We start from the raw sequence: 12962 nt of genomic DNA, 5'->3' as shown, positions 1-12962 counted from the left end.
ACCGTTCGCCCTGTCGCAGCTGCCGAGCCTGCGAGGCTGCGTCCGGCGGCGAAGCCGTCGTAAAACCTGACGCTGCGGTGTATCAGACCGACCGCGAGTATCGACTCTACGACGGCTTCGCCGCCGGACGCAGCCTCGCAGGCTCGACAGCTGCTACAAAAGGCAAGATGAGATGCGTGGTAGCTAATTGCTGCTAAATATGGAACCTTTTAAAAGGTGGAGGCGTCCACTCCCCTGTTACAGCTCTCGTAGCAGGGTTTGAAAAACCTGCAAGTTAGCCTGACGAGGCTGCGCTTATGGCTCGATCTCATGCGGTTGCATCAGCATGAAGAGCTGCTTCTCGCGAACGTTGATAATCCCGGCAGCCAGGAATGGCGTTGCCACTCGGGACTGCGTTCGCCGACAAAGAAAAAAGGAGTCCGCCTGTGGCTATTCGCTATGGCAAGGGGCTGATAGGAGGTGCGGTTGTCGTCGCTCTCCTGGCCCTGCTGGTCCACTGGATTGGCATCAACACGATCGAACATTACCGCGACGATTTGTTGTTTTACCTGCAAGCTCACCTGATTCTCGTCCTCGCTTCCATGCTGGCCGCCCTTGTTGTGGGCATCCCCGCCGGTATTTTCCTCAGCCGCCCGACCATGGTGGGCCGCGCTGAACGCTTCATGCAGATCTTCAACATCGGCAACACTGTGCCGCCTCTTGCCGTACTGGCCATCGCCCTGGGGATCCTCGGCATCGGCAGCGGCCCCGCGATCTTCGCCCTGTTCCTCGCCTCGCTGTTGCCGATCGTGCGCAACACCTATGAAGGCCTGAAAAACGTTCAGGGATCGCTCAAGGAAGCGGCCGTCGGCATTGGCATGACACCGACTCAGGTGCTGTGGCGAGTCGAGCTGCCGAACGCTGTACCGATCATCATCGGTGGCGTGCGCGTGGCCCTGGCGATCAACGTCGGGACGGCACCGCTGGCGTTCCTGATCGGCGCCAACAGCCTGGGCAGCCTGATTTTCCCTGGCATCGCCCTGAACAATCAGCCGCAACTGCTGCTCGGCGCGGCCTGCACCGCCCTGCTGGCCTTGCTGCTCGACGGTCTGGTGACACTCGCCAGCCGCCTCTGGCTCGAACGCGGCTTGCGCCCGTCTTAAGCCTCGGCAAAGGAATATTTATGAAAAAACTTAGCTTATTAATAGGCTGCGCCCTGCTGTTCGCAGGATTGGCCCAAGCCGCTGAAAAACCGGTGATCCGCATCGGCGCCCGGGTGTTCACCGAACAAACCCTGCTGGCGGAAATCACTTCCCAATACCTGCGCACCAAGGGTTACGACACCCAGGTGACCGGCGGACTGGGCAGCAACCTGGCCCGCAGCGCCCACGAAAGTGGCCAGCTGGATTTGATGTGGGAATACACCGGCGTCTCGCTGGTGGCTTACAACCACATTACCGAGAAACTCGACAGCGCTCAGTCCTACGCCAAGGTGAAAGAACTCGACGCGAAAAAAGGCCTGATCTGGCTGACCCCGTCGAAGTTCAGCAACACCTACGCCCTGGCCTTGCCGGAAAGCACCGCGAAGGCTTACCCGCAGATCAACACCATCAGCGAGCTGAACACGGTGCTGCAGGCTGAAGCGAAGACCAATCACCTCGTCGCACTGGACACCGAGTTCGCCAACCGTTCCGACGGTCTGGACGGCATGGTCGACCTCTACGGCATGAACCTGACCCGTAAGAACATCCGGCAGATGGACGCCGGGCTAGTCTATACCGCCCTGCGCAATGGCCAGGTGTTTGCCGGTCTGGTCTACACCACCGACGGTCGTTTGAATGCCTTCAAGCTCAAACTGCTGGAAGACGACAAGCACTACTTCCCCGACTACACCGCCGCGCCTGTGGTGCGTCAGGACTACCTCGACGCCCATCCAAAACTGGCGGAAGAAATAAAGCCGCTGGCTGAACTGTTCGACGATGCCACCATGCGCCAGCTCAATGCGCGGGTCGATGTCGATCACGAAAGCCCTTCATCCGTTGCCGCAGATTTCCTGCGCCAGCATCCCCTGAACTGAGGAGGAGAAGACATGGAATTTCTGAACGCCTTTTCCCATCTCGACTGGCCGCTGGTGCTGCACCTGACCTGGCAGCACATCACTCTGGTCGGCATCGCCGTGACATTGGCGATCCTCGTTGGCGTGCCGTTGGGCGTGCTGATGACACGCTTCCCGACCCTCGCCGGCCCGTTGCAAGCCAGCGCCACGGTGCTGCTGACGGTTCCGTCGATTGCACTGTTCGGTCTGTTGCTGCCGTTCTACTCCAAGTTTGGCCAGGGCCTGGGGCCGATGCCGGCGATTACCGCTGTGTTTCTGTACTCGCTGCTGCCGATCATGCGTAACACCTACCTGGCGTTGACCGGCGTCGAACCGGGTATTCGCGAAGCCGCGCGCGGCATCGGCATGACCTTCGGCCAGCGCCTGCGCATGGTCGAGCTGCCAATCGCCGTGCCGGTGATTCTCGCCGGTGTCCGCACCGCCGTGGTCATGAACATCGGTGTCATGACCATCGCCGCGACCATCGGTGCCGGTGGCCTCGGTGTACTTATTCTCGCTTCAATCAGCCGCAGCGATATGTCGATGCTGATCGTCGGCGCCGTGCTGGTCAGTCTCCTGGCCATCTTCGCCGACCTGCTTCTGCAATGGCTGCAACGCACGCTGACTCCAAAAGGACTGCTCAAATGATCGAACTTCAAAACCTCAGCAAGACCTTCCAAAGCAACGGCAAAGATGTGAAAGCCGTGGACTCGGTAAGCCTGACCGTCAATGAAGGCGAAATCTGCGTATTCCTCGGGCCATCGGGCTGCGGCAAAAGCACCACGCTGAAAATGATCAACCGCCTGATCAAGCCGACCTCGGGCAAGATCCTGATCAACGGCGAAGACACCACCGACCTCGACGCCGTAACCCTGCGTCGCAACATCGGTTATGTGATCCAGCAGATCGGCCTGTTCCCGAACATGACCATCGAGGAAAACATCACCATCGTTCCGCGCCTGCTGGGCTGGGACAAACAGAAATGCCACGACCGCGCCCGCGAGTTGATGAGCATGATCAAGCTCGAACCCAAGCAGTACCTGAATCGCTACCCGCGTGAATTGTCCGGCGGTCAGCAACAGCGGATCGGCGTGATTCGTGCGCTGGCGGCGGATGCGCCGCTGTTGTTGATGGACGAACCGTTCGGCGCGGTCGACCCGATCAACCGCGAGATGATCCAGAACGAGTTCTTCGAGATGCAGCGCGCGCTGAACAAGACCGTGATCATGGTCAGCCACGATATCGACGAAGCGATCAAGCTGGGCGACAAGATTGCAATCTTCCGCGCCGGCAAGCTGCTGCAGATCGATCACCCGGACACGCTGCTGGCGCACCCGGCGGACGACTTTGTCAGCAACTTCGTCGGCCAGGACAGCACCCTCAAGCGACTGTTGCTGGTGAAAGCCGAAGACGCGGCGGACAACGCACCGTCGGTGAGCCCGGGAACTCCAGTGGCTGAAGCCCTGGAGTTGATGGACGAACTGGACCGTCGTTATGTGGTGGTCACGGACGGTGAGAACAAGGCGCTCGGTTATGTACGACGTCGCGACCTGCACCGTCAGACAGGGACTTGCGCACAGTACCTGCGCGAGTTCAACGCCACCGCGGCGTTCGACGAGCATTTGCGTATCCTGCTGTCGCGCATGTACGAGTTCAACCGCTCGTGGCTGCCGGTGATGGATGCCGAGCGGGTGTTCCTGGGGGAAGTGACGCAGGAATCGATTGCCGAGTATCTGAGCTCCGGCAAGTCCCGTGGGGGCAAGACCAGCATTGTTTCGCCGGCCGAAGTTGCAATGGCCTGATCTCTTTCTGAGACTCCAGTGCTTTTGTGGCGAGGGAGCTTGCTCCCTCACCACAAAGGCTATGTGTAAATCCCTTCAGAATTCCTCATCCGGGGAACATCACACTGTCATGCAGGTCGGTTACATCAGTAGCTGTCAGGGACCGCACGACGGATGCGTGCAAAAACGCGACATTTTTTGTTGATCTCGAGCCCCTCACGCCCTAAAGTTCGCGCCGAACGTCCATGCTGGAAACGATCCATCCGGCTCAAGTACTGACGACGAGACAGCAAGGCCAAGGGAAGCACCGCCTCCCGGGGCCTTTTTGCTTTCGGCGACATGCCTTGGGAAGTAGGCGAACCAAAGTGGGGATACGGAGGACGTTCATTTGCACCCATTGATTAATCTAGTTTGCCAGTAGGAGTTCCCAGCATGTCGATCAACGTCGAAGACTATTTCGCGCGCGATACCTTCAACAAAATGAAGGCCTTCGCCGACAAACAAGAAACCCCGTTCGTGGTGATCGATACCGCGATGATCAGCCAGGCCTATGACGACCTGCGCGCCGGTTTCGAATTCGCCAAGGTCTACTACGCGGTCAAGGCCAACCCGGCCGTCGAAATCATCGACCTGCTCAAAGAGAAAGGCTCGAACTTCGACATCGCGTCGATCTACGAGCTCGACAAAGTGATGAACCAGGGCGTCGGCCCGGATCGCATCAGCTACGGCAACACCATCAAGAAATCCAAAGACATTCGCTACTTCTACGAGAAGGGCGTGCGTCTGTATGCCACCGACTCCGAAGCCGACCTGCGCAACATCGCCAAGGCAGCACCGGGTTCGAAAGTCTACGTGCGCATCCTCACCGAAGGCTCGACCACCGCTGACTGGCCTTTGTCGCGTAAATTTGGCTGCCAGACCGACATGGCCATGGACCTGCTGATCCTCGCTCGCGACCTGGGCCTGGTGCCTTACGGCATCTCGTTCCACGTCGGCTCGCAACAGCGCGACATCAGCGTCTGGGACGCGGCGATCGCCAAGGTCAAAGTGATCTTCGAGCGTCTGAAAGAAGAAGACGGCATCCACCTCAAGCTGATCAACATGGGCGGCGGCTTCCCGGCCAACTACATCACCCGCACCAACAGCCTGGAAACCTACGCTGAAGAAATCATCCGTTTCCTCAAGGAAGACTTTGGCGACGAGCTGCCGGAAATCATCCTCGAGCCAGGCCGTTCGTTGATCGCCAACGCCGGCATCCTGGTCAGCGAAGTGGTGTTGGTTGCGCGTAAATCCCGTACCGCTGTAGAGCGATGGGTGTACACGGATGTGGGCAAATTCTCCGGCCTGATCGAAACCATGGACGAAGCCATCAAGTTCCCGATCTGGACCGAGAAGAAAGGCGAAATGGAAGAAGTGGTCATCGCCGGCCCGACCTGCGACAGCGCCGACATCATGTATGAAAACTACAAGTACGGTTTGCCGCTGAACCTGGCGATTGGTGATCGTTTGTACTGGCTTTCCACCGGTGCGTATACCACCAGTTACAGCGCGGTTGAGTTCAATGGCTTTCCGCCGCTGAAATCCTTCTACGTGTAAGCGATCTCATGAAGTAAAAGGTCCATGGAAACATGGACCTTTTTTTATTTGCGTAACCATCCCTCAAGGTGGTTCATCATCGCCATGCACTCATGTGCGCCCTCCATAGCCGCTTCCAACTTGAAATTCAACTCTCCGAGTCTGGAGGCTCGCTTTGCACTGAACAGTTCGTTGATTACGCTATTCATGCGCTGATGTATTTCCTCGATAAATAACCCCATCTGGGAATTCACAGAAGCGAATCCGTTAAACAACGCAGCAATATCGGCTTTATATTCGGTCGCCCTCACCAACGCATCCCTGGAAGAGTAAGCGATGTCCCACACAGGTGTGGTGCCATTCTCACGAAACAACTCCTCCACCACAGCCGGTTGTGAATGGCAGTTACAGGATTTATGGTTCATGGCCCCAGTGAATACCGAGTTCAGCCCGAACGACTCCCGATACAACTCGGTATTGGTGAATTTCAGTTGCCGCACAGCAGATTTCAGATTATCAAAGCGAAGGTACAGTTCGTGAACCAGATCCTGCACATTCTTCGGTGGAAACAACATCCATGTCGAGGATCTGGATAACGTATACGCGTTAAAATCCACCTGACCCATAGGTTCGTTCCTGGAGGTTAGCTTAGTCAGCTCAAGAGACTCACAGACAAACATCGCGAGATCTTCAACATAACCGTTGCATACTCGTGTGGTTTCTTCAGTACGCTTCCAGAACTCTTGCAAATATCGCTCATTAAACATGGCGTTATTCAAGCGTGAATCGGAGGATAAAACCGCGAGTTGATGGCCGCTGTTTCTACGGCGCTCGAACACAATCGGTATATTATTGAACGTCGGCTGCAAGTAACCAAGAAAACGGGTGTAACGGTCTAACACACGCCGCTGAGCCGCGGTGAATTCATAGGCAAGAATATTCATATTCCCTCTTAGAGGGAGTAGGCATGCGCCCACTCCCTCTGCTCTTTATAGCTGCTTAATGGAATTCAAGTACGTGATAACTTCTGAAATCCGGGAAATCGCAGAATCAGCTTGTTCTTCAACGGACAGCGATTCATCTTGTTTGAATTCGCTAGAGAACTTTTCAACGTCGGCAACCAGATTCGAAAACTCACTCACGAAACCCCAGCGCCCATCGTCCAGCTCGTCCAGAGTCTTTAGCAATTCAATCTTCCCATCAATTTGGGTGATATGGTTGATTTGCATTTGCGCCTGCGCTTTCAGATCGACAGCTTTCTGCCTGAGCCTGTTATACGCCGCCAGCATGTTTAGATAGTTAACAGCCTCCCCAATACCAGAGATCAACTTTTTAAGCGTATCAATGGCCAACAATGCGATTTGAACCTGCGGCGGCGCCAAACCCAATGCTTTCAGATTATCCAGCGACAACTGAGCCTCTTCCCCGATTTTTTCAACTCCGGCCTTCACGATCAAATCAATTGCTTCGGACACGGACTTTATCTGCTCGTTCAGCTCAGTCAGTTTCTCTTCGGATTTGCTTTTCAGCTCTTCAGCAAGTGTCCGATCCTGCTGCAACGCAACAATCAACGCTTCCGAATTAGCCCTGTCATAGGGGGCGCTAATACTTTTATGGACACTTTTTAGATCCACCGCTTGTGTGGATATTGTGTTGCGCACACTATTGAGTTGCTTCTCCATATCCTCACGAATCTCCTCCAACTCGTCTGGACTTCCAAGATCTGACTGTAGGATCTCCAGTTCTCTCTTCGCACGGTCCAAAGCGATAATATTTGTCTGGGCCTGGTTACGCAGATCAAACGTTGTCTTATTGATAGCGACCGCCAGATTATTCATAGTCCCCACGGTGCCAGGCAAATATTTATATTGCTCCACAAGCATTTGCGCGGTGGTATTTACTGCTTGTAACGCGGCATTATGATTACGTAAGTCTGCGATATTGAAAGCAGGGCTTTCCGAACTATTAAATAACGAATGCATGGCCATCTTACTCTTGAAAACCAACCGATTATTTTCATACTCTGCGTCCGCCTCTGCGAACACTCGAAGCAATTGATCCGAACTGCCCCGAATTTGCACCCACGGTTCAACGATACTGATGATCTGATTTTTGAACCGTCTCAAAGAAGCCGCTTCATCCAGCTTGCCGACCTCATCATAGGACGCCGTAATGTATAAACTCAGCGCATTCCATACCAGCATGAGATTTTGAGTGGCAACTTCAGCTTCAATTGCGACGTCGGTGAGGTTCTGCAGATCATCACGCACTTTGTTCAAGGCGGCCAGCGTCTGGTTTTTGCCAGCCATCTTTTGGTTGGCGACGTGCTGTGCTTCTTTCAGTTGATTTCGTTCGCGGCGAATCTTTTCAGCCTTGACCCCTTGATAGATGCCGAGAATCAACCCGCCAACATTTAAAGTCGCTGCAGCCTTGATCGCTTCCTGAACCAACTGATCGTACTGTTTACTGAGCTCATCGATTTGTTGGGAATGCTGGTCAATTTCATCTTGCAGGTCCTGAACATCTTTCTGATAGGTATTCTTTTTAACAAATTCCAATCGCAGTTTTATTTCCGGCAATACGACCTTGCGCATATCAGAACCAAAACTATCCAGCTCTGACCTTACAACCTCCGCCTTATCATGACAAAACTTAACTTTTCCAAGCAAGTCATTGAGGGAGGATCTGATATCCGTTACATCATCCGGGTGCAACTCAATATCGGGAAGATCCGTGAACGGGAGTTTCAAAAACTCCTCGGGTGTATTGATATTGTTTTCTTCCAGATACTTCGATGCTCTGTGTTGTGCATAGACCTCTACAATTTCATTACCCGTTCTGATAATGCTACCGGCGAAAACTTTAAGATCGGTGCCTGTCAGCATTATTTTTTCGCGCAATGGCGACCAGCGACTGGCATGTTCATATGTCATGGTGAACGTACGTAGAAAATCCTGAGCGCCAAGGCCCGTGCCGCCTGTTTCTCCGGCGCCGTAGTTCAAGTACGCAACTACGTCTTGCAGACGAACGGGAAGAGAAAGTCCCAGGGTCTCGTACTTCCTCAGACTAATAATCTGAGCCTTGGTCACTTGCAGGCCAGGATCCCGATTATATTCATCACCCTCACCAAGCGATGCGTCCACAAATATTTTTGGCGCTTTGGCAGCGGCCTCGATTACCTTATCATCTACCTTGAACGTCATTAGAGACTCCTTGTCATTCCAGACGTTAATATTATTTAAGTTCCCATCAATACTGATAAGTCGCTTCATGCAACCCAATTACAGATATCGACAAACGAAACTTAGAGCACAACGACAACTACTCACAAGCCTTTAAATATTAAAATTCAATACGACTCACACACTCCACACTGCAATATCCACCCCCTATATTTGACGCAATAGCCCCATCAACACCATCAACCAACCTGGTGAAGTAACGTTTTTCAGTCAAAACGTCGCAGGGTGCGATAGCATTACCTGACAAAGTTTAATGCGTTAGCAGAGTGAGTGTTATATGGGTGGAATAAATCAATGGCATAAACGATTACAACGCAACCAACTGCGATAGCCGTAGCCGATAAGCATCAGCCATCCTGCGGATTTGTGGATGATCTGAACTTAGTAATGACTCACAACTCACCCGCAAGAAGTTCGCGCTCCCCCCGACCAGTGCCTTGCGCAACCAGCCAAGCGCTTCATCGACTCGCCCCTCATCGGCCAGCACCGCCGCGTAACTGAACTGCCCCCGAAAGTCCCCGCCTTCGGCAGAGCGTTGATACCACTGCTGTGCCGCGAGTGGATCGGCGATGCACACCTTGCCGTCTTCCAAATAACGTCCCAGCAGGTTCATGGACTTTGCATGGCCCAGTTCGGCCGCCTGTCGATACAGACTCAAGGCTTGCAGCTGATTCACTGTCACGCCACGCCCGGTCGCCAGCAGGTTGGCGTAGTTGTACATCGACCAATCCAGCCCGGCTTCTGCCGCGACTCGATAATGCTGCGCGGCAACCGAAGCCTGCGCCGCACACCCCCAGCCATGTTCATGACAACGACCGAGCATGTTGCGCGCCATCAGATGCCCGCGCCGGGCGGCAATCTCGAACCAGCGCACCGCCAGCGGCTGATCCTGCCCGATGCCCTGCCCGTCCAGCAGAATCTGCCCGAGCAAGGCCTGAGCATCGAGGATGTTTTCGCGGGCGGCGATCAGAATCGCCTGAGCCGCGCGAGCCGGACTTTCGTCGAGCATCGCCTTTAGCGCATCGCCGTCGAGGATTTCCTCGCGGCGCAATTGATAGCTCATACCTCGACCCAGCGACGCAACAGGTTGTGATAGGTGCCGGTGAGGCGGATCAGCGATGGGTGATCCGGCATGTCCTGAGTCAGCTGCTGGATCGCCCCATCCATCTCGAACAGCAACGCTCGCTGACTGTCTTCTCGCACCAGGCTTTGGGTCCAGAAGAATGACGCGAACCGGGTGCCGCGGGTGACGGCATTGACCTTGTGCAGGCTGGTGCCCGGGTACAGGACCATGTCCCCGGCCGGCAGCTTCACGCGCTGAGTGCCGAAGGTGTCCTGGATTTCCAGTTCGCCGCCGTCATAGTCCTCCGGTTCGCTGAAGAACAGCGTCGCCGACAGATCGGTGCGAACCCGCTCGATACCACCTTTGGGCTGACGCACGGCGTTGTCGATGTGGAAGTCGAAACTGCCGCCTGCCGTGTAACAGTTCAGCAACGGAGGGAAGACTTTGTGCGGTAACGCCGCGGACATGAACAGCGGATTTTTCCACAGCCGCTCAAGCATCGCCGCGGCCACTTCCTTGGCCAGCGGATGACCTTCGGGCAACTGCAGATTGTGCTTGGCTTTGGCCGACTGGTAGCCGGCGGTGATTTTGCCGTCGGCCCAATCCGCCTGTTCCAGAGCCTCGCGGATGCGCTGCACTTCTTCTTTCGCGAACACGCCGGGAATGTGCAGCAGCATGGAGGACACCTGAGGGTAAAGAGGCGCTAATGGTATTGATTCTTATTGACTGTGTAAAACCCCCACGACGAACGAATCAGCAAAAACCGTAAGGTTAAATTGTAAAGAATGTAAATTCCTCGCGAATAGTAACGTTTCGCAATTGATACAAATACGCGTCTACCCTATATTCCGCGGCCTCAAATCCTTGGGGAGGGGAATTCACATGTCACGCCAACACTCACAATTACCGGTTAGTTCACCGCGTTTGCTCGCGTCTGCAATTGGCGTGGCGATCACTGCCGGCTCTGCTGGCCACATGGTTTTCGCGGCTGAAAAGACCGAGGAAAAAGCGCCGAGTAACGCGATTTCCCTGGGCGCTACCGCCATCACTGGCGAAGCTCAGGATGCGACGGCATACAACGTCGAAAAAGCCTCCTCTCCCAAGTACACCGCACCGCTGGTGGACACACCGCGTTCGGTCACCGTCATCCCGCAGCAGGTGCTCAAGGACACCGGCGCCCTCAATATGCAGGACGCGCTGCGCACCGTTCCGGGCATCACCTTCGGTGCCGGTGAAGGTGGCAACCCTCAAGGTGATCGTCCGTTCATTCGTGGTTTCGACGCTCAGGGCGATACGTACCTGGACGGCGTGCGCGACACCGGTTCGCAGAGCCGCGAGATCTTCGCCGTCGAGTCGATCGAAGTCAGCAAAGGCCCGAACTCGGCCATTGGCGGCCGTGGCGCGGCGGGTGGCAGCATTAACCTGATGAGCAAAAAGGCGCACTTGGGCGACTCGTTTGACGGTGGTTTCACCTGGGGTTCGGACCAGACCCAGCGCTACACCCTGGACGGCAACTACCAGTTCACCGACACCGCTGCCGGCCGACTGAACCTGATGAGCCACGAAAGCAACGTCGCCGGCCGTGACAGCGTCGACTACGACCGCTGGGGCATCGCGCCGTCGCTGGCGTTCGGCCTGGGCACCGACACCCGGGTCAACCTCGATTACTACCATCTGGAAAGTAACGACACGCCAGACTCGGGCATTCCGTACACCATCCCTGTCGCCGGTTCGGCCGCACGCACCAAGTCGAACCCGGACAAGCCGTTCGCCGGCGGCGATCACAGCAATTTCTACGGGTTGGATCGCGATTTCCGCAAGGGCCGCACCGACACGGCAACCTTCGCCATCGAGCATGACCTGAGCGACGCGCTGACCGTCAAGAACACCTTGCGCCACGGCAGCAGCATGCAGGATTACATCCTGACCCAGCCGGACGACAGCAAGGGCAACGTCAATAACGGCAGCGTCTGGCGCCGGGCCAACACCCGCGTCAGCAACACCGAAACCACCACCAACCAGACCGACCTGTTTGGTGACGTCTACATCGCCGGCTTCAAGAACAGCTTCGCCACCGGCATCGAGTTGAGCCGCGAGGAGAGCCAGAAATCCTCGTACAACGTCAACGTCGACACCACCCCGAGAACGGCGGCAGCGACCACCAACTGCTCACCGGCATTGATCGGCGCGCCAAGCGGCTACAACTGCACCTCGCTGGCCAACCCGAACCCGAACGATCCGTGGAACGGTGCCATCTCGCGTAACTACGCCGGCACCGACACCCAGGCCGACACCTACGCGCTGTACGTGTTCGACACCCTGGAATTGTCCGAGCAATGGCTGGTGAACATGGGCCTGCGTTACGACCATTTCGATACGAAGTACAAAACCTACAACGCCTCCAGCGTGACCACGTCCAAGGGCGATGACGTCAGCGAGTTCGTGACCGGCCAGTTCGGCGTGGTCTACAAACCGGCCGAAAACGGCAGCATCTACGCGTCCTACGCCACCTCCGCCACGCCGCCGGGCAACACCCTGGGCGAAGGCCAGGAAGGCAATCCGTTGGGCGGCACTCCGGATCGCAACGGCAATCTGCTGAGCAGCGACATGGAGCCGGAAACCACCAAGAACTACGAAATCGGCACCAAGTGGGACTTGCTCAACGATCGCCTGTCCCTGACCGCCGATATCTTCCGCACCGAGAAAGACAACGCCCGCGTTCAGGTCGATACCACGTCCTATGAAAACGCCGGCAAAACCCGGGTTCAAGGTATCGAATTGTCGGCCAGCGGCAAGATCACCGAGAAATGGCAGGTCTTCGCCGGTTACGCCTACATGGACAGCGAGCAAGTCGATGGCGGCCCGCTGGGCGCGGCCAACGATGGCAACGAACTGCCGAACACGCCGAAAAACAGTGCCAGCCTGTGGACGACCTATCAGGTCACGCCGAAGCTGACCATCGGTGGCGGTGCGTTCTATGTCGACGACGTATTCGGCAGCGTAGCCAACACCACCATGGTGGACTCCTACGTTCGCTACGACGCAATGGCTGCGTACAAGTTGAGCAAAAACGTGGACCTGCAACTGAACGTGCAGAACCTGACTGACGAAACCTACTACGACAAAGCCTTCTCGACCCACTTCGCCAACCAGGCGGCGGGCCGCACGGCATTGCTGAGCACCAACTTCCATTTCTGATTGCCAGCCACACCGCTCCCACATGGAAA

Annotated in this window: 10 protein-coding genes; 6 read left to right on the top strand and 4 right to left on the bottom strand. The window is 55.9% G+C overall.

Annotated features, from left to right (window positions below):
• The first annotated feature begins 425 nt into the window (after positions 1 to 425).
• From ACA053_RS04040 to ACA053_RS04020, 5 genes are all read left to right on the top strand, one after another.
• Positions 426 to 1142, top strand: coding sequence for an ABC transporter permease (locus tag ACA053_RS04040; protein ID WP_008148956.1), 717 nt, complete (start codon positions 426 to 428; stop codon positions 1140 to 1142).
• Between the two features lie 20 nt (positions 1143 to 1162).
• A complete protein-coding gene (locus ACA053_RS04035) occupies positions 1163 to 2056 on the top strand; it encodes a glycine betaine ABC transporter substrate-binding protein (protein ID WP_497394605.1) in 894 nt (297 codons plus the stop codon).
• A 12-nt stretch (positions 2057 to 2068) separates the two neighbouring features.
• Positions 2069 to 2722 carry an ABC transporter permease gene (locus ACA053_RS04030; protein ID WP_010463438.1) on the top strand — a complete coding sequence of 218 codons (654 nt, stop codon included), beginning with the start codon at positions 2069 to 2071 and terminating at the stop codon, positions 2720 to 2722.
• Complete coding sequence (locus tag ACA053_RS04025) at positions 2719 to 3876, top strand: osmoprotectant ABC transporter ATP-binding protein OsmV (protein ID WP_497315562.1); 1158 nt, start codon at positions 2719 to 2721, stop codon at positions 3874 to 3876. The genes ACA053_RS04030 and ACA053_RS04025 overlap by 4 nt, the downstream gene beginning before the upstream one ends.
• Before the next feature lie 411 nt (positions 3877 to 4287).
• Complete coding sequence (locus ACA053_RS04020; RefSeq protein WP_033058084.1) at positions 4288 to 5451, top strand: type III PLP-dependent enzyme; 1164 nt, start codon at positions 4288 to 4290, stop codon at positions 5449 to 5451.
• A gap of 44 nt (positions 5452 to 5495) precedes the next feature.
• Here the strand turns inward: ACA053_RS04020 and ACA053_RS04015 are convergent, their stop codons facing one another.
• The 4 genes from ACA053_RS04015 to ACA053_RS04000 all read right to left on the bottom strand — a co-directional run bounded on the left by ACA053_RS04015 (position 5496) and on the right by ACA053_RS04000 (position 10412).
• Positions 5496 to 6374: a hypothetical protein gene (locus ACA053_RS04015; protein WP_497394604.1), complete on the bottom strand. Its 879-nt coding sequence runs from the start codon at positions 6372 to 6374 to the stop codon at positions 5496 to 5498.
• A gap of 45 nt (positions 6375 to 6419) precedes the next feature.
• Positions 6420 to 8633, bottom strand: a complete 2214-nt coding sequence (locus ACA053_RS04010) for an alpha-xenorhabdolysin family binary toxin subunit A (protein ID WP_497394603.1) — start codon at positions 8631 to 8633, stop codon at positions 6420 to 6422.
• Positions 8634 to 8979: 346 nt separating this feature from the next.
• Entirely contained in the window at positions 8980 to 9735 is a 756-nt protein-coding gene (locus ACA053_RS04005; protein ID WP_497394602.1) for a tetratricopeptide repeat protein, read from the bottom strand.
• Positions 9732 to 10412, bottom strand: a complete 681-nt coding sequence (locus ACA053_RS04000) for a Fe2+-dependent dioxygenase (RefSeq protein ID WP_497394601.1) — start codon at positions 10410 to 10412, stop codon at positions 9732 to 9734. The genes ACA053_RS04005 and ACA053_RS04000 overlap by 4 nt, the downstream gene beginning before the upstream one ends.
• 205 nt (positions 10413 to 10617) lie before the next feature.
• On the opposite strand from ACA053_RS04000, the gene ACA053_RS03995 reads away from it, so the two are divergent.
• Positions 10618 to 12933: a TonB-dependent receptor gene (locus ACA053_RS03995; protein ID WP_497394600.1), complete on the top strand. Its 2316-nt coding sequence runs from the start codon at positions 10618 to 10620 to the stop codon at positions 12931 to 12933.
• Positions 12934 to 12962: the final 29 nt, after the last annotated feature.

The organism is Pseudomonas sp. LBUM1672, from assembly GCF_059695655.1.
The sequence above is the reverse complement of the archived record's forward strand: the minus strand, read 5'-3'. Positions and strand labels throughout refer to the sequence as shown.